A 16,207-nucleotide genomic window follows, 5' to 3' on the forward strand; every position below is an offset into this window, starting at 1 on the left:
CGGGGCCGGTTACGCGGGCTCCGGACCCGGGCGCGGCTCACTCGGCGCTCGGCTCGGCACCGTTGCCGTCGGCGGTGCTCTCCCTCTCCTTGCGCCACGCGACGTAGCCCAGCCACACGACGGCCAGCACGGTTCCGCCGAAGAGAATCAGCGTCCAGATCACGGTTTCCGCGTCCACGGGTCAGACCGCCTCTCCCTGGTGCGTGGGCGACGCCTGCTCGTCGCCGTCGGTGGTGAGTGAGCTGCGGCTCGTCTTCCGCGCGAACAAGTTGTTGAGCAGCAGCATCACGACGAAGAGGACCGTCCACTGGAGCACCATGGTCCCGATGCTGAAGGTCTGGAACGGGTCGTACCACGTCTGCGAGGAATCGGTGATGGACAGGTACATGAACCAGCCGAAGACGACGGCGAACATCAGTGGGAACAGTCCGATCAGCACCTTCCACCACGCACCGACCTTGAAGTCGCTCGTGAGGTCCAGTGCGCGGCGCGCACGCTCCAGGCCGAACCGCATCATGGCGATGGCCGCGAACAGGCCGCTGATCAGCAGGCCGACGCCCCAGACGTTGTCCTGGTTGGTGAGCACATCCAGGTCGAGTGCGGACGGGACACCACCGACGAGCGTGAGGAGGACGATCGCGACGACGGCCTTCTTCCGCTTCACTCCGAGGTCGATCACGTTCCGCACGGCGAGTTCCATCATGGCGATCAGGCTGGAGAGACCGGCGAGCACGAGAACGAGGAAGAACAGCGGGCCGAAGAACCAGGTGCCGCCGGGTATCTGGCCGAACAGAGCGGCCAGATAGACGAACATCAGCCCCTGGTCGCCGGCTGCGACCGCCTCTTCGGCGTACTGCGGCGACTGCACCGCGAAGACCGTGCAGATGACCGCGATACCGGCGAGCATCGAGGCGAGGTGGTTACCAGCGACCACGATCCCCGAGTTCAGCGCGAAGTCCTCCTTCTTGCGCATGTACACCGAGTAGGTCAGATAGAGCCCCCAGCCGGCGCCGGTGGAAAAGGCCATCTGCACGAACGCGCCGAGCCACATCTCGCCGTCGAGCATCTTGCTCCAGTCGGGCACGAACAGATAGCGCAGTCCCTCGTCGGACCCCGTCAGGGTCATTGCGCGGATCGCGAGCAGCACCAGGACGACGAACAGCATCGGCACGGTGATGTTGAGGACCTTCTCCAGGCCGCCCTTCAGACCGCGCAGTACGACGAAGCCGACGAGGAGCGCGGCGACCACGTGGAACAGGAGCGTCTGCGCCGGGTTCCCGACGAAGTCGTCCCACAGCTGCTGCGTCTGCTTTCTGCCCACACCCGAGGAGAACTTGCCGCTGACCGCGTAGACGAAGTAGCGGATCGCCCAGCCGCAGATCACTGTGTAGTAGAAGAGGATGCCGACCGTGACCACGGCCATGAATCCGCCCATCCAGGCGAACTTGCGGCCCATGAAGGCACGGAAGGCGCCGATCGTGCCGAGCCGGCTGCGGGATCCGAGCAGTGACTCCGCCATCAGCAGCGGGATGGCCCACACGAGGTTGGCGAGTACGACGGCGATGATGAAGACGCCGCCTCCGCCCGCTCCGACATCTCGCGGGAATCGCCAGATGTTGCCGGTACCCACCGCCATCCCGATGGCGGCGGCCACGAACGCGAAGCGGCTGGAGAATATCTCTCGCTTCGCGTCGGATGTCTGACGCGCCATGATCAGGTTCCCTCCGTTCAGCCGGTTGGGGACTACCGCGCTTCGGCAGGTCAGCGCCGCCCCAGTGGGTCGCCCTCCCCCTGACGCCGGGTACAGCTCTCCTGGCGCGTGGCCGGTAATGTATTACACCTCACGCGGAACTCCGCAAGGGTCGCGCGACGAACTTCTTCGTGACCGGCAGCAGCCCGACCCCGCCCCGCCACCTGCCCCGGTCCGCCCCCGCGCCCGCCGGATCCGCCGCAGCGACGACAGCTCCGCGCGGTGGAGCGCCCGCGCAGTGGAGCCCGCCCCCTCGGCGGCCGACCGGCGACCGGCCGACAGCGGCAGACAGGCTGCCGACAGCGGCCCTCGAAGACACCAGAGAGCCGCCAGGGAGGCGTCAGGCGGTGCCTTCCGTCCGGCCGGCCCAGATACCGCGGCTGTGGGTCAAATGCCTACGCACCAGTTCCGCCGTCAGTTCGCCGTCACTTGCTTCGACGGCGTCGACGATGGCGATGTGCTCCTCGCCGGACTGGGTCAGCTCACCGTGGTCCGCGAGCTTCTGCAGGCCCTGCATACGGGCCTGGTCGCGCAGTTGGCCGACCATCTCCACGAGGCGGCGGTTGCCCAGGAGTTCCAGCAGGCCGAGGTGGAACTGCCGGTCCAGGTCCAGGAAGGAGACCAGGTCTCCCTGGCGTGCGGCGTCGGTGAGCTGCTCGGCGAGTTGACGGAACCGGGTCAGGGGGGCCCGGTCCTGGAGCTGGGCGAGCTCGACCATGGCCGGGACCTCCAGCATGGTGCGCAGGCGGAAGATCTCTTCGAGATCGTGGTCGGTGAGCACCGGGACCCTGAAACCCCGGTTGCGGATGATCTCCACCATGCCGAGATTGGCGAGGTCCATGACCGCTTCACGGACCGGCGTGACGGAGACTCCCAGCTCCGAGGCCACATTGATGACGCTCTCCACCCGCCCTGGCTCGATCTGCCCCAGCACGATCCGGGTGCGCAGCGCCTCCCGGGCCTGTTGGCGGAGGCTGACCGACTTGAGCTGCGGACCGCGGGCGGCGGTCACCGGGGGGTGAGGAGTTGTCACGCCTTATGCATAACACGGAACTCCCGGACCGTACGAAGGGACCTGGACGCTCCTTGCCCGGAGAAGTGAGGTGTCATACCTTACACACTCCTAGGTGATCGAGGGCCGCTCGGCGGAAGAAGTGGGGTGCCATGAAGACCATCACCGTCGGTGAGCGCGAGATTCGCGCCGCCGTGACGATGGGCGAGGCGATCGAAGCCGTACGTCGGGGCTTCGTCGATCTCGTCGGCGGGGAGTTCGAGATGCCCACCCGCACCGCGCTGCGGGACGGGCAGTTCCTGGTGATGTCGGCTCACCACCGGTCCACGGCCTCCGCCATGTTCAAGACGCTGAGCGTCAACTTCGCACGCCGGCCCGCCATCGCCGGAACCGTGATCTGGAGTGAGACCGGCCGGCTGGACCAGTTGGTCGCCGACGCCGGAGCGGTGACCGCTCTGCGCACCGGCGCGGTGGTCGGCGTTGCGACCGATCTCCTCGCCCCGCCCGAGGCCGGCCGACTGACCCTGATCGGCGCCGGCGGCCAGGCGCCCGACCAGGTGCGCGCCGTCCACGCGGTCCGGCCTCTGCGCCGGTTGACCGTGGTGGACGCCGATGCGCGCCGCGCCCGGGCCCTCGTCGGGACGCTGGAGAGCGAACTGCCGGGGGTGGAACTGCGCACGGTGTCGGACGCGGAGGCCGCCGTGCGGACGGCCGAGATCGTCTGCTGTGCGACCAACGCGACCACTCCGCTCTTCCCGGCCTCGGCGCTGCCCGCCCATGTGCATGTCAACGCCATCGGCGCTTTCCGCCCCACCATGCGCGAACTGCCCGACGAACTGCTCGCCGACAGCACCGTCGTCGTCGACGAACTCGATGCGGTCCTGGCGGAGTCGGGCGAGATCCTCCACGCCCTCCAAGCCGGGGCCGTCACCAAGGACGCCCTCACCGAGCTCGGCACCGCGCTGACCGCCACCGCTCCTTCTCCCGCCTCCCCTGCCGCACACGGCAACCGCACCGTGTTCAAGTCCGTCGGTGTCGCCGTACAGGACTGGGCCCTCGCACGCCTCCTGGCGGACAAGTTCCTCCCCTGATCCGGCCGATCCGCGCCATGGGCAAGGGGCGGCGCGGACAGGGTCGCGCACGTCACGAGAAGGACGAAGACGAGAAGGACGACGGGACAACGATGACGCACAGTGCAGTGATCGTCGGTGCGGGAGTGATCGGGCTGGCCACCGCCTATCGGCTGGCCCGGGACGGGCTGGCCGTCACCGTCGTGGACGCGGCTTCCGAGGGCGCAGCCGGTACGTCCGTCCACAACGCCGGATGGATCGTCCCGATCATGTCGGCTCCGGTGCCCGCTCCCGGGATGCTCGGAAAGGCGGTGCGGTGGATGGTCCGCAGGGACAGCCCGCTGTACATCCACCCCTCCCCGCGTCCCGACCATGTGCGCTTCATGCTCCGCATGCTGCGCCACTGCAACACTGAGGACTTCGCGCACGGTGTCGAGGCTCTCACCTCTCTCAACGAACGGACGCTTGCCCTCTTCGACGAGTACGAGGAGGACGGCGTGCGCTTCGAACACCACCGCGCGGGGCAGCTCCTGGTCTTCACCTCCCGGCGGACCATGGAGGAGTACCGGGCGGCGACGGCCCCCATGGAGCGGATCGGCCACTCCGCCGTCCCGCTCTCCGGTGACGAACTCCGCGACCTCGAACCCGCGCTCGGCAAGCAGGTGCTGACCGGGCTTCGCTGCCCGCGGGAACGCCATGTGGACCCCGTAAGTCTCATCAGAGGCCTGGAAGACCGTTGCCGGGGGCTCGGCGTCCGGTTCCTGCGCGACAGCCGGGTTGTCGCTGTGCGGTCCAGGGGCCGGGCGGTGGACTCGGTGCTCGCCGGGGGCGAGGAGGTCGAAGGCGACCTCTTCGTCCTCGCTGCCGGGGCGCACACCGGTTCGCTGGCGCGGCTGGCCGGGCACCCTCTGCCCGTCCGGCCCGGCAAGGGGTACGGGTTCGACGACACCAGCGGGTCCGTGACGCTGCGGCACTCGGTGTACCTCGGCGAGGCGAAGGTCGCCGTCACACCGCTGTCGGACCGGCTCCGCCTCGCCGGGACGATGGAGTTCGGCAGCTTCGACGGGGCCGTCGATCCGCACCGTCTGCGAGGCATCACCCGCTCCGCCCGCACCTATCTGCCGGGTCTTCCGTCGGCGGTACAGCCGCACGGCTGGACGGGGCTGCGTCCGATGACTCCGGACGGGCTGCCGGTCGTCGGGCCGCTTCCGGGCAAGGACAACGTGCTCGTCGCCACCGGACACAGCATGCTCGGGGTGACTCTGGCGCCGGTGACCGCGGACCTCGTCTCCGCGCACATCGCCGGAGGCCGACGGAGTACGGGAACGGCCCACACGGCAGCCCCCTTCTCCCCGCGGCGCTTCACATGACGACTCCCGACGTCTCATGGCGCCTCCTGCATCCCATGACGTGCCACGGCCATCCCATGACGTCCCACGGCGAACATGCGACAGGGCCGCACTCCCGTGTCGGGGAGGCGGCCCGTGTGGTCGTCGGAGTCGTTGGGGTTCGCGGTTACTTGGGGTCGCGGTTGAAGGTGGAGGCCGACCAGAGGTGGCCGAGGGCTGCGAGTCCGAGGCACCAGGCGATGGCGAGCCATGCGTTGTGGCCGATGTGGCTGCCCAGCAGGAGTCCGCGCAGGGTCTCGATGGCGGGGGTGAAGGGCTGGTATTCGGCGATCGGCTGGAACCAGCCGGGCATCCCGTCGACCGGGACGAAGGCGCTGGACAGCAGGGGCAGCAGGATCAGCGGCAGGGCGTTGTTGCTGGCGGCCTCGGCGTTCGGGCTGACCAGGCCCATGCCGACCGCGATCCAGGTGAGTGCCAGGGCGAACAGGACGAGCAGTCCGAAGGCGGCCAGCCATTCCAGGGCTGTGGCGTCGGTGGAGCGGAAGCCGATGGCCACGGCGACGGCCCCGACGAGGACCACGCTGAGGACCGATTGCAGCACGCTGCCGACGACGTGGCCGATGAGGACCGAACCGCGGTGGATGGCCATGGTGCGGAAGCGGGCGATGATGCCCTCGCTCATGTCCGTGGAGACGGACACCGCGGTGCCGATCGTGGTGCTGCCGATGGTCATCAGCAGCAGACCCGGGACGAGGTAGGCGATGTAGTCGGAGCGGTCGGCGCCACCGCCGATGCCCGCGCTCATCACATCGCCGAAGATGTAGACGAACAGCAGCAACAGCATGATCGGCGTCAGCAGCAGGTTCAAGGTCAAGGACGGGTAGCGCCGTGCGTGCAGCAGGTTGCGGCGCAGCATGGTGTTCGAGTCGCGCAGGGCGAGGGACAGGCCGCTCATCTGACGGTCTCCTTGGACTGGGACTGGGTGGGCAGGTCGGCCGGGCCGGTGAGGGCGAAGAAGACGTCGTCGAGGTCGGGGGTGTGCACGCTCACCTCGTCGGCCTCGACGTCGGCGGCTTCCAGCTGGTCGAGGACGGCGCGGAGTTCGCGGTGGCTGCCGTCGCCGGGTATCTGCAGGGTGAGGGCTTCGTCGTCGCGGGTGGCCTCGCGCAGTGCGGTGGCGGCGCTCCGGTAGGTGGACGGGTCGGTGAAGCGGAGGCGGATGTGGCCGCCGGGGATGAGCCGCTTGAGCTCCTCGGCGCTGCCTTCGGCGGCGATCTTGCCGTTGTCGAGTACGGCGATACGGTCGGCGAGTTGGTCGGCCTCTTCCAGGTACTGGGTGGTCAGGAAGACGGTGACGCCGCCGGCGACCAACTCGCGGATGATCTGCCACATGGTGTGGCGGGAGCGGGGGTCCAGGCCGGTGGTGGGCTCGTCGAGGAAGATGATCCGCGGGTCGCCGACCAGGGTCATGGCGATGTCGAGACGCCGCTTCATCCCGCCGGAGTAGGTGGAGGCGGGCTTCTTCGCGGCCTCCACCAGGTCGAACCGCTCCAGCAGTTCGGCGGCCACCCGTCGGCCCTCCCGCTTGGACAGGTGGTGCAGATCGGCCATCAGCAGCATGTTCTCCTCACCGGTGATCAGGCCGTCCACGGCCGAGAACTGCCCGGTGACACCGATGGCCGCCCGCACCGCCTGCGACTCGGTGGCCAGATCGTGGCCGCCGACCCGGGCCTGCCCGTGGTCGGTGGCGATGAGGGTGGAGAGGATCTTCACGACGGTGGTCTTGCCGGCCCCGTTCGGCCCCAGCAGGGCGAAGACCGATCCCTGCGGGACGGTGAGGTCGATACCGTCGAGCACGACCTTCTCGCCGTAGGACTTGCGCAGACCGTTCGCCGCGATCGCCGGATGCGTCATGACGGTTACTCCGTTCTTCACAGGCTGCGGGCGCTGATGTCGCCGTGAGCGGTGGTCGCGTGGATGGTCAGACCGGCGGCGCCGTCGGTGTTCTTGAGCGTGTTGCGGATCCGGCCGAAGGAGGTGCCGGCGTCCAGCGAGGCGGACACTCCCCGGGCGGCACCGACCGAGATGCCGCCGTACTCGGTGCGCAGGGTGACCGTGCCGCGCTCGGCCTCGGCGATGTGGATGTCGCCCTTCTGTGTGCGGATCTCCCCGGCGCCGCCCAGGCGGCCGACCATGACGTCACCGGCGAGGGTGGTGAGGCGGACGCCTTCCGCCTCGTCCAGCTTGATCTGCGCCCGCTGGCCCTCGAAGGCGACCTCACCGAGCCGTCCGACCCCTCGGAACTCGGCGTCGGCCGCCGTTGCCTCGACCCGGGACCCGGTGGGCAGCTGAACCGTCACCTCGATCGAACCGGAAGGGCCCAGCAGCCGGTTGCCGCCCTTCGCGCCCTCGATCCGCACGACGCCGTCGTCGTAGGTGACCTCGGTCTGCTCCGCCGCCTTCACGTCCCGGCCCTTGGTGGGGTCGGCGGGCAGGACCTCGACCGTGGTGTCGGCCCGGTCGGCGGCAATGAAACGGATGCTTCCCGCGGGGATGTCCAGGACGGCAAGGACGGGGGCGGGGGTCTTGAACTGCATTGTGCTCTCCTTCGGTTCGCTGTTTCCGATGAGAGAAACGCTACGTTGCATTCATAGACCTGGCAACAAGCTCGTTGCATAGAAGAGACATCCCTGCAGGTGAGAGCAATTATTTCGTTGCAACGGGTCAGAAGATAACGCAACGCCGCCAGACCGTTCGTTGCAATGGAATGAAGGTGAACGCTATTCTGGGGGCACCAGGGACCACGAAGGAGGCCGCGATGCCGGGAGGCAGACTCACCCAGCAGGAACGCCAGCAGATCGCGCTGGGGCTGTCCGAAGGCCTCGCCTACGCGCAGATCGCCAGACGTCTCGACCGTCCGACCTCGACCGTCACCCGCGAGGTGATGCGCAACGGCGGCCCCACCGGCTACCGCGCCGACCTGGCGCACCGCGCCACCGAACACCGCACCCGCCGCCGCAGGCAGGCCGCGCCCCGGGGCGGGCCGCAGGTGTCCCCGCAGGCCCACGGACGGGACGCCGAGGCCCTGCGCGAGTACGAGGAGACGCTCACCACCGTCTTCATGCAATCGGGCGTGCCCAAGATGATGGCCCGGGTGCTCGTCTGCCTCTACACCACCGACACGGGCAGCCTCACCGCGTCCGAACTGGTCCAGCGCCTGCACGTCAGCCCGGCGTCCATCTCCAAAGCCATCACGTTCCTGGAGGGGCAGGGCCTCGTCCGCCGGGAGCGCGACGAAGGCCGCCGCGAGCGCTACGTCGTCGACGACGACGTCTGGTACCAGTCGATGATCGCCAGCGCCCGCTCCCTCGCCCAGGTCGTCGAGACCTCACGACAGGGCGTCGGCATACTCGGCCGCGACACCCCGGCCGGCGCCCGGCTGGAGAACATCGCCCGCTTCCTCGACTTCGTCACCGAGAGCACGATCCGGGCCGCAGAACAGGCCCGCGAAGTCCTCCACACGGATCCCGGAACGACCACGGGCGGCACCACCGGGCCGCATACGGACGGCGGATGATCCGCCGCCTCGCTGCTCACGGGCAACCCGATGGCCGCGGCCGGGAGTTCAGCACTCCGGCCGTTCGGCGTTCGCCCGACTCGGCACCCGGAGCGCGCGACCTCGTGCCCCCCTGCCCAGCGGCGGGGCAGGGCAGGGCGGTCGGTCGAGTCACTGTGGCTCAGTGGGGGGCGTGGTCTGCCGGGGGCGCGGGCCGAGGTTCTGGGTGATCGTGGCGTGGAGGGCGGCGTGCAGGGTGGCCGCCGGCGTCAGGGAGCCGGCCGGGGTGCAGGGGACGGCCCAGTGCGGCCCCGGAGGGTGCAGGCGGCTGCTGGGCGGAACGGTCACCCAGCTCGCCGCGCCCAGCACCTGTACGGCGGCGAACTCGCAGAAGGACCATCCCTGCGCGCTGCCCGGCTCCACCAGCCAGTAGAGCCTGCTGCCGTACGGGTCGCGGATGACCGCACCCGAGGAGGTGCCGAGCCGGGTCAGTACGCCCTCTCCCAGGTACGCGGGCACGCGCACCGCGTCCCACCACTCCCCGGCGGGTAACAGCACGGCATCCAGGCCCTTCGGCAGTGGCCAGCACACGGTCACGGCTTCTCCTGTGCGTCTTCAGCGACTTCGACCCGTTCGGCACCGGCAGTCGACCTGCCGGCACTTCGCGACGTCAGGTCTCCCCGCACTGTCGGGCGCATCTCACGGTTCCTCACGCTCTCCACATGCCCTCACCTGACAGTCCTTCGCCTGTCAGGGCTTCACCTGTCAGGACGTGTCCCACCCTGCCGACTGTGAAGGCCGGAAAGTGTCACCAATGTGTGACACTCCCGTCGCACACCGTGTCCGCTCTCCCGCCACCGTCCGGTACATCACAGGCAGAGCCACGCCGCCATGTTGTCGAGCGAGTCGGGTGTGCGGCGGCGCTGCGCCACCAGGCCGCTGATGGTCTCGCGCGCCCCTGGGTGGTAGCGGGTCTGCTCCGGTGCCAGTTTGCGGGCCGTCACGACGGATCCCAGTGCGGCGTCGCTGTGTCCGGTCTCCATCTCGGCCCGCGCCCGGTCCACGTAGAAGTGCGCGCGGCGCGACATCGGCCAGCCGTGCGGGAGGCGCACATCGCGGGACTTCTCCAGCGCCTTGCCGTAGCGCCGCATCTCCACCTGCGCCGACACCTCGTGCACCGCCACATTGGCCGGTCCGAAGCTCAACCAGTACACCCGTTCCGCCTCCCCTGTGCGCCGCGCGTAGGAGGCGGCCTCGCGCAGGTGGCTGCCGACCGCGTCGGCGTCGTGGGCGCGTGCCGCGATGACGCTGGCCCCCAGATGCAACTGTCCCCGTACGACGAGGGTGTCGCGGGCTTCCTGCTCCGCGCTGTCGACTCGGGAGAGCACCCGGTGGCCTGCGTCGATGAGCCGCAGCCCGATGGTGTGCTCGCCCTCGCGGAAGTAGGTCAGTGCGCGCATGTACTGGCGTACGGCGGCCAGCAGCGGGTCCGAGCCGCGTTCGGCGGCCCAGCCGAGCCGGTCCAGGGCGATGGTCGCCAGGTCGTAGAAACCGAGCTTGGTGGCGATGTCATGTGCCGTGCGGTAGGCCGAACCCAGCGTCTGCCACAGCGCGGTGGTCCGGCTGCGGTGGGCTGCGGCGGTCACCTCGGCGATGAAGGCCGGCAGCGCGTGGGCCGCCTTGCTGAGCTGGGTGGCGCGCACCATACGGCACAGCTCGTCGGCCTGTGCGGCGAGTTGGGCGGGTGTACGGGCGTCGTGCTGTGCACGCGTCCCGCCTGCGTCGTGCGGTCCCGAAACCGCGCACCGGTCGGACACGTCACGCCGGTCGGCGGCGCGTTGGTCGGACATGTCGTGCCGGTCGGACACATGGCGCCCGTCGGACGCATGACGCCCGTCGGACGTGTGGCTGAGATCGGAGACGTCGTACAGGTCGTACAGATCGAGGGCTTCCCGGATGGGCCGGATGAGCGCGGCGAGCCGGTCCTGCTGCAGTTCGGTGACGTACGGCTGGCCCGTCAGCACCGTCACATCGATACGCAGCTCCCGCGCCACCGCCGAGACGAGGTCGGGCGAGGCGTTCTTGCGGCCCTCCTCGACCTGTCGTAACAGGCTGTAGGAGTAGGGCAACCTGGCGGCCAGACCGCGCTGGGTCAGTCCGGCCAGCTTGCGCTGATGGGCGATGCGGACGCCCGCGTGTTCTTCCTCAAGCCCGCGCATCCGCGACTCCGTTCCTCGATGTCCGGAACCGTATGCACGGTCTGCGACAGCGATGCTTTTCGGACGCGAGCACCACTCGATCGGGTTCCACCGAGTTGCGTGGGCGCGGCGGGGTGTGAGAAGCCCGCTGCGCTGCGCCGGACAGGGTGGCCGGAAGAGATGCGGAGACTGCGGAGACTGCGGACTTCGTGGTGAGATGCGCGTATGGCCTCTCGCGTCCTGTATCTGCTCGGTTGCGCGGCGCCACCTGTGCTGCGGATCGCCGATGTCGTCGACGACGCCCAACGCGCGGGCTGGGACGTGTGCCTGGGGCTCACGCCCACTGCGGCGCACTGGCTGTCGGACCAACTGCCCGCGCTGGAGCAGCAGTGCGGTCACCCGGTGCGCTCCCGGTACAAAATGCCGGGCCAGCCCGATGCCTGGCCGCCCGCGACGGCCGCGCTGCTGGCGCCCGCGACGTTCAACACCGTCAACCAGTGGGCGCTGGGGATCACGGAGAAGTTCGTCGTCGGCTTCGCGGCCGAGGCGATCGGCAAGGGCATCCCCCTGGTGACGATGCCGTGTGTGAACGCCGCCTATGCCCGCCATCCCCAGTTCGACCGCTCCGTCGAGACGCTGCGCCGGGCCGGCGTACGGGTGCTGTACGGGGAGGGCGGCTTCGTACCGAACGCACCGGGCGAGGGCCGCCCGGAGGCGTACCCGTGGGGGCGCGCGCTGGCAGCCGCGGCAGAGGCCCTGGCGTCCACCGGCGCACCGGACTGACGGCCACGCTGCCTCCGGCGCAGCGCGTCCCCCGTGCGCACCCACGCACCGACGCGCAGACGCACCGACGCGCCCATGCGGGGTGGCGACGGCCCGTGTCCGCATCGGTCGAGAGGGCACCCGGGCGCTTGCCCGTTCCGGTTCGAGACGCGGTACTCTTTGGTCATTCGCCTTGGTCGAACGCCCAAGGCGGGCGCCCGAGAGTGAACGCCTCACCGCGACCGATCCCCCAAGGAGGCCTCCATGCCACCTCCCCCTCCCCCACCCCCTCCCACCGCTGCGGACCGGGGCCGCGAAGTGCGGCAGCGGCTGCTGCGGGCCGGCGCGGAGCTCATCGCCGAACGCGGCTGGTCGGCGGTGAGCACCCGCGCGGTCGCCGAGCGGGCAAAGACCGCTCAGGGCCTGGTGCACTACCACTTCGCCTCCCTCGGCGCGCTGCTGCGGCAGGCGGCGCTCGGCGGCGTCGAAGCGCTCTTCGACGAGCTGACGACGCTGCTGAAGACCGCCGCCACCTCCCAGCAGGCGCTGGATCGCGTACTGGGCGCACTGGACGCCTATTCGGGCACGGACCCGACCTCCTTGCTGTTCACCGAGACCTATCTGGCAGCCGCCCGCGACGAGGAGCTCAAGGACGGTCTGGCGGGCATCCTCGCGGGCGCGCGTGACGCGCTCGCCGACCACCTCGGCGACCAGGGAGTGCCGCAGCCGCAGGAGACCGCCGTCGTGCTGCTCGCGGCGGTCGACGGGCTGATGCTGCACCGCCCCACGTCGCCCGCCCTCACCTCGGCAGCCGTCGGCCCGGTCCTGCGCCGGCTCTTCACCGAAGCGAACCCGGGAGGTGGGACCGTATGAAGGCGGTCATCTGCGGCGCCGGCATCGCCGGACTCGCGCTCGCTCATCAACTGGCGGCGCACGGGTGGCAGGTCGAGGTCGTCGAACAGGCCCGGGGCCCGCGCGAACAGGGCTACATGATCGATTTCTTCGGCATCGGCTACGAAGCGGCCGAGGAAATGGGGCTGCTGCCCAGGCTGCAGGAGCTGGGCTACATGATCAGTGAGGCGGCCTTCATGGACGAGCGGGGCCGCCGCCGGGCGGGACTGGACTACGGGGAGTTCTCCGACGCGACGGGCGGCAAACTGCTCAGCATCATGCGCCCCGACCTGGAACTCGCCCTGCGGGAGAGCCTGCCCGCCGAGGTACGAGTGCGCTACGGCATGACCGTCACGGACGTGATGGAGGAGGCAGACAGGCCAGGTGTGGCGCACAGGGCAGAAGGGGCGGACAGGGACGCCGGGGTACGCGTCACGCTCAGCGACGGCAGCGTCCGGGAAGCCGACCTGCTGGTGGGCGCGGACGGAATCCACTCCACCGTGCGTTCCTTGGTCTTCGGCCGGCAGGGCACCGACGAGCAGTGCCTGCGCCATCTGGGCTTCCACACCGCGGCGTTCGTCTTCGACGAACCTCAGGTGCGCGAGCAGGTCGCGGGCCGCTTCTGCCTGACCGACACGGTCGGACGTCAGATGGGGTTCTACGCACTGCGCAACGGCAAGGTCGCCGCCTTCGCGGTGCACCGGGTGGACGACCCGTCCGCACCGCTTCCGAAGGACACACGAAGCGCGGTGCGGGAGATCTACGGTCCGCTCGGCTGGGTGGTGCCGCGCGCGCTGGCCGCCTGTCCTCCTTCCGAGGAGATCTACTACGACCATGTGGCGCAGACGGTCCTGCCCCACTGGAGCCGCGGCCGGACCGTACTGGTCGGCGACGCCTGCTACGCCGTCTCGCTGCTGGCGGGCCAGGGCGCCTCGCTGGGCGTCGCGGGCGCCCACGTGCTCGCCGCGCAACTGGCGGCCGCCGGCGGGGACGTACGCGCCGGACTGGAGCGGTACGAGCAGCTGTGGCGCCCGGTGGCCGAGGACAAGCAGCGCGTGGCCCTCCAGGGGACGCGCTGGTTCCTGCCCAACAGCAGGGCCCGGCTACGGATGCGCAGGGCGGCGATGCGGCTCTCGGGGCTGCCCGGGGTCAACCGGCTGATCGCCTCGGCGGTGACGGGCAAGCCGGCGGAACTGGGCCAGCTGACGAAGTGACGCGCCCCTTTCGAGAGGCCACCGAAAATTCTTCCGGAACAGCGATGAGTTCCGTCGCCGCGCCTTGTCTACTACTGCGTGGAGCCTTTCACCCCCTGTCGGGCCAGGGCCCACAAAGAAGGACAGCAAGAGGAACGACACCAACTGTCAGGATGCGCAGCGGAGCGCAGAGAAGAGGCACATCATGTCCCGGAAGATCTTCGTCAACCTGCCGGTGAAGGACCTGGACCGCAGCGTCGACTTCTTCACCAAGTGCGGCTTCTCGTTCAATCCGCAGTTCACGGACGAGAACGCCACCTGCATGGTGATCAGTGACGACATCTTCGTGATGCTGCTGGTCGAACCGTTCTTCACGTCCTTCTCGAAGCGGGAGATCCCCGACACCGCGCGGACCAGCGAGGTGCTGGTCGCCTTGTCGGCCGACAGCCGCGAGGAGGTCGACGAGCTGGTGGACACCGCGCTGACCGCCGGCGCCCAGCCGCACGGCGACACGCAGGAGGAGGGCCCGATGTACGGGCGTTCCTTCGCCGACCCGGACGGCCACATCTGGGAGGTCATGTGGATGGACCCGACGGCCTTCGAGGGCTGACCACCGGGCTGCGCCCCCGGCCACGGCGAGGGGCCCGCGAGCTGCGGGCCCGCCCGGCGGTCAGCAGCCTCAGCGGAAGTCCTCGGCGTGGTCCCGGGCCCACTGCGCGAAGCTGCGGCCGGGACTGCCGGTGAGCTGCTCGACCCCCGGGGAGACCTGTGCCGGTACGTCCACCGAGTGGGCGGCGATGTCGAGCAGCACTTCGGCGATCTCGGCGGGGGTGCCGGCGGCGATCATGTCCGCGCGGGCCTCCTGCTGCGAGATCTCCTCGTACCGCAGGCTCCGTCCTGTCGCTTCCGCGATGAGGCGGAGCTGATCGGCCTGGCTCAGCGACGCCGGGCCCGTCAGCGCCGGGGTGGCTCCGCGGGCCTCCAGCGCTCCGGTCAGCGCGAGGACGGCGACGGCGGCGATGTCGTCCTCGTGGATGGGCGCCACCTGGGCCCGGGCCTGGGCGGCGCGCAACACCCCGTCGCGCCGCAGGCCGGCGGCCCACGCGAGGGTGTTGGTGGCGAACATGCCGGGCCGCAGATGCGTCCACCGCATGCCCGCGGTCGCTGCCACCGCCTCCACCTCTTCCTCCATCGACCGGTGGTGCTCCGCGATGGGGTTGTGCGGGTCCACGGGCATGGCGGACTCGATGACCGAGGACGACGAGAGGGTCACCACCTGCTCCACTCCGCGCTCGGCCGCGAGCCGGAGCAGCTCGCCGACTCCGCTCCGAAGAGCCGCGGGGTTCAAAAAGACGGCAGAGACGCCCTCCAGTGCGGCGCCCAGGTCATCCGCCCCCACCGGTGTGGCGCCGTCGGGCAGCCGTGCGCGGTCGGGGCTCCTGGTCAGACCGCGGACCTTGTGCCCCTCGGCGGTCAGACGGGAGACGAGTGGGCGGCCGACGTTCCCGGTCGCTCCGGTCACCAGAATCATGCTGCTCTCCTTCTTGTCGCCTTCTTGCCACCGCACACTCTTCAACCAATTGGGTGAAGAAGTCAACCAGGTGGATGAACTCGCTCGGCACCGCTACGCTGGCGCCGTGAGTGACGAACCCGCGCCCCCGTCCGACGCACCCGGCCCGCGCCGTGCGCGCCGCCCGGAGGCCCGCAAGCTCGACCCGGAGCGCTCCTGCCGGCTCCTGCTGGAAGCGGCCATGGAGGAGTTCGCCGCCAAGGGGTTCGCCGGGGCACGGGTACAGGACATCGCCGACCGGGCAGGACTCAACAAGCAGCTGATCGCTTACCACTTCGGTGGCAAGGAAGGGCTCTGGAACGAGCTGAGCCGGCTCTGGGTCCACCAGGAGGAGACGTTCAACCAGCCGGACACGCCGCTGGAGGAGGTGCTGGTCCGCCATCTGCACCAGGCCCTGGACGACCCCAGGGGTTCCCGGCTCAACGCCTGGGCGGGGCTGACCGGTGCGGGCCCTGAGGTCGAGCGCGAGGACCTGTCGGACATGGAGCGCCGTAAGGAAGCCGGGGAGATCGGCGAAGACCTCGACCCGGGCGCCGTCCTGCTGCTGCTGATGGGGGCGGTCGCCCTGCCCGTGGTGACGCCGCACACGGTCCGTTCGGTGCTCGGTATGGACCCGCGGTCGTCCGAGTTCCGGGAGTTCTACACCGAACAACTGCGCCGGATCGTCCGGCGCCTCGGCTGAGGCGGGCGCCTCGGCCGAGGCCGTCACACGTCTCGTCGGCCCGGCCTGGTACGGCCCGGGCACGCCGTCGCGGACGGCTGCAGGTCCTACGACCAAGGTCCGACCCGGAACCCGGCATTCCGTGCGCTCTCCCGGAGTTGTACCCGGTGAGCGGCCGACGCCGATCCCGCCTCC

The 16,207-nt window shown here is 69.9% G+C and carries 17 protein-coding genes; 8 read left to right on the plus strand and 9 right to left on the minus strand.

Features of this window, described 5'->3' with window-relative positions; translation table 11 throughout:
* Window positions 1–37: 37 nt before the first annotated feature.
* The 3 genes from JW613_RS15605 to JW613_RS15615 form a co-directional block, all read right to left on the minus strand.
* Window positions 38–178, minus strand: coding sequence for a hypothetical protein (locus JW613_RS15605; protein ID WP_209211411.1), 141 nt, complete (start codon window positions 176–178; stop codon window positions 38–40).
* A 3-nt stretch (window positions 179–181) separates the two neighbouring features.
* On the minus strand, window positions 182–1,711 hold the full coding sequence (locus JW613_RS15610) for a sodium-dependent transporter (RefSeq protein WP_209211412.1): 1,530 nt from the start codon (window positions 1,709–1,711) through the stop codon (window positions 182–184).
* Between the two features lie 379 nt (window positions 1,712–2,090).
* Window positions 2,091–2,783, minus strand: a complete 693-nt coding sequence (locus JW613_RS15615) for a GntR family transcriptional regulator (RefSeq protein ID WP_209211413.1) — start codon at window positions 2,781–2,783, stop codon at window positions 2,091–2,093.
* A gap of 131 nt (window positions 2,784–2,914) precedes the next feature.
* On the opposite strand from JW613_RS15615, the gene JW613_RS15620 reads away from it, so the two are divergent.
* On the plus strand, window positions 2,915–3,853 hold the full coding sequence (locus JW613_RS15620; protein WP_209211414.1) for an ornithine cyclodeaminase family protein: 939 nt from the start codon (window positions 2,915–2,917) through the stop codon (window positions 3,851–3,853).
* Window positions 3,854–3,945: 92 nt separating this feature from the next.
* A complete protein-coding gene (locus JW613_RS15625) occupies window positions 3,946–5,202 on the plus strand; it encodes an NAD(P)/FAD-dependent oxidoreductase (protein WP_209211415.1) in 1,257 nt (418 codons plus the stop codon).
* 145 nt (window positions 5,203–5,347) lie between these two features.
* On the opposite strand, the gene JW613_RS15630 is transcribed toward JW613_RS15625, so the two are convergent.
* From JW613_RS15630 to JW613_RS15640, 3 genes are read right to left on the minus strand one after another with little or no spacing between them, the layout of a single operon-like run.
* Window positions 5,348–6,136 (minus strand): ABC transporter permease, encoded by a 789-nt coding sequence (locus JW613_RS15630; protein WP_209211416.1) that lies wholly within the window; start codon window positions 6,134–6,136, stop codon window positions 5,348–5,350.
* Window positions 6,133–7,095 (minus strand): ATP-binding cassette domain-containing protein, encoded by a 963-nt coding sequence (locus JW613_RS15635; RefSeq protein WP_209211417.1) that lies wholly within the window; start codon window positions 7,093–7,095, stop codon window positions 6,133–6,135. Before JW613_RS15635 ends, JW613_RS15630 begins: the two co-directional genes overlap by 4 nt.
* Before the next feature lie 17 nt (window positions 7,096–7,112).
* Window positions 7,113–7,778, minus strand: coding sequence for a DUF4097 family beta strand repeat-containing protein (locus tag JW613_RS15640; protein ID WP_209211418.1), 666 nt, complete (start codon window positions 7,776–7,778; stop codon window positions 7,113–7,115).
* A 221-nt stretch (window positions 7,779–7,999) separates the two neighbouring features.
* Between JW613_RS15640 and JW613_RS15645 the strand changes: the two genes are divergently transcribed.
* Window positions 8,000–8,758, plus strand: a complete 759-nt coding sequence (locus tag JW613_RS15645) for a GbsR/MarR family transcriptional regulator (protein WP_209211419.1) — start codon at window positions 8,000–8,002, stop codon at window positions 8,756–8,758.
* 150 nt (window positions 8,759–8,908) lie between these two features.
* Here the strand turns inward: JW613_RS15645 and JW613_RS15650 are convergent, their stop codons facing one another.
* Entirely contained in the window at window positions 8,909–9,334 is a 426-nt protein-coding gene (locus tag JW613_RS15650; protein ID WP_209211420.1) for a hypothetical protein, read from the minus strand.
* A 272-nt stretch (window positions 9,335–9,606) separates the two neighbouring features.
* Window positions 9,607–10,956 carry a helix-turn-helix domain-containing protein gene (locus tag JW613_RS15655; RefSeq protein WP_209211421.1) on the minus strand — a complete coding sequence of 450 codons (1,350 nt, stop codon included), beginning with the start codon at window positions 10,954–10,956 and terminating at the stop codon, window positions 9,607–9,609.
* Window positions 10,957–11,160: 204 nt separating this feature from the next.
* Between JW613_RS15655 and JW613_RS15660 the strand changes: the two genes are divergently transcribed.
* From JW613_RS15660 to JW613_RS15675, 4 genes are all read left to right on the plus strand, one after another.
* Complete coding sequence (locus JW613_RS15660) at window positions 11,161–11,718, plus strand: flavoprotein (RefSeq protein ID WP_209211422.1); 558 nt, start codon at window positions 11,161–11,163, stop codon at window positions 11,716–11,718.
* 243 nt (window positions 11,719–11,961) lie between these two features.
* Window positions 11,962–12,570: a TetR/AcrR family transcriptional regulator gene (locus JW613_RS15665; RefSeq protein ID WP_209211423.1), complete on the plus strand. Its 609-nt coding sequence runs from the start codon at window positions 11,962–11,964 to the stop codon at window positions 12,568–12,570.
* Window positions 12,567–13,802 carry an FAD-dependent oxidoreductase gene (locus JW613_RS15670; protein WP_209211424.1) on the plus strand — a complete coding sequence of 412 codons (1,236 nt, stop codon included), beginning with the start codon at window positions 12,567–12,569 and terminating at the stop codon, window positions 13,800–13,802. Before JW613_RS15665 ends, JW613_RS15670 begins: the two co-directional genes overlap by 4 nt.
* A 184-nt stretch (window positions 13,803–13,986) precedes the next feature.
* The gene (locus tag JW613_RS15675; RefSeq protein WP_209211425.1) at window positions 13,987–14,391 is read left to right on the plus strand and encodes a VOC family protein; all 405 of its coding nucleotides are present in this window, start codon (window positions 13,987–13,989) and stop codon (window positions 14,389–14,391) included.
* 69 nt (window positions 14,392–14,460) lie between these two features.
* Here the strand turns inward: JW613_RS15675 and JW613_RS15680 are convergent, their stop codons facing one another.
* Window positions 14,461–15,312 (minus strand): NAD(P)H-binding protein, encoded by an 852-nt coding sequence (locus JW613_RS15680; RefSeq protein WP_209211426.1) that lies wholly within the window; start codon window positions 15,310–15,312, stop codon window positions 14,461–14,463.
* Between the two features lie 106 nt (window positions 15,313–15,418).
* Here JW613_RS15680 and JW613_RS15685 point away from each other — a divergent pair, with 106 nt between their 5' ends.
* Window positions 15,419–16,033 (plus strand): TetR/AcrR family transcriptional regulator, encoded by a 615-nt coding sequence (locus JW613_RS15685; RefSeq protein ID WP_209211427.1) that lies wholly within the window; start codon window positions 15,419–15,421, stop codon window positions 16,031–16,033.
* Window positions 16,034–16,207: the final 174 nt, after the last annotated feature.

Source organism: Streptomyces smyrnaeus, assembly GCF_017676345.1.
Taxonomy (GTDB): Bacteria; Actinomycetota; Actinomycetes; order Streptomycetales; family Streptomycetaceae; genus Streptomyces; species Streptomyces smyrnaeus.

Coding starts and splice junctions, on each gene's coding strand:
- JW613_RS15610 (WP_209211412.1), bottom strand. CDS start 1,711: ATGGCGCGTCAGACATCCGACGCGAAGCGAGAGATATTCTCCAGCCGC.
- JW613_RS15620 (WP_209211414.1), top strand. CDS start 2,915: ATGAAGACCATCACCGTCGGTGAGCGCGAGATTCGCGCCGCCGTGACG.
- JW613_RS15625 (WP_209211415.1), top strand. CDS start 3,946: ATGACGCACAGTGCAGTGATCGTCGGTGCGGGAGTGATCGGGCTGGCC.
- JW613_RS15630 (WP_209211416.1), bottom strand. CDS start 6,136: ATGAGCGGCCTGTCCCTCGCCCTGCGCGACTCGAACACCATGCTGCGC.
- JW613_RS15635 (WP_209211417.1), bottom strand. CDS start 7,095: ATGACGCATCCGGCGATCGCGGCGAACGGTCTGCGCAAGTCCTACGGC.
- JW613_RS15640 (WP_209211418.1), bottom strand. CDS start 7,778: ATGCAGTTCAAGACCCCCGCCCCCGTCCTTGCCGTCCTGGACATCCCC.
- JW613_RS15645 (WP_209211419.1), top strand. CDS start 8,000: ATGCCGGGAGGCAGACTCACCCAGCAGGAACGCCAGCAGATCGCGCTG.
- JW613_RS15655 (WP_209211421.1), bottom strand. CDS start 10,956: ATGCGCGGGCTTGAGGAAGAACACGCGGGCGTCCGCATCGCCCATCAG.
- JW613_RS15660 (WP_209211422.1), top strand. CDS start 11,161: ATGGCCTCTCGCGTCCTGTATCTGCTCGGTTGCGCGGCGCCACCTGTG.
- JW613_RS15665 (WP_209211423.1), top strand. CDS start 11,962: ATGCCACCTCCCCCTCCCCCACCCCCTCCCACCGCTGCGGACCGGGGC.
- JW613_RS15670 (WP_209211424.1), top strand. CDS start 12,567: ATGAAGGCGGTCATCTGCGGCGCCGGCATCGCCGGACTCGCGCTCGCT.
- JW613_RS15675 (WP_209211425.1), top strand. CDS start 13,987: ATGTCCCGGAAGATCTTCGTCAACCTGCCGGTGAAGGACCTGGACCGC.
- JW613_RS15680 (WP_209211426.1), bottom strand. CDS start 15,312: ATGATTCTGGTGACCGGAGCGACCGGGAACGTCGGCCGCCCACTCGTC.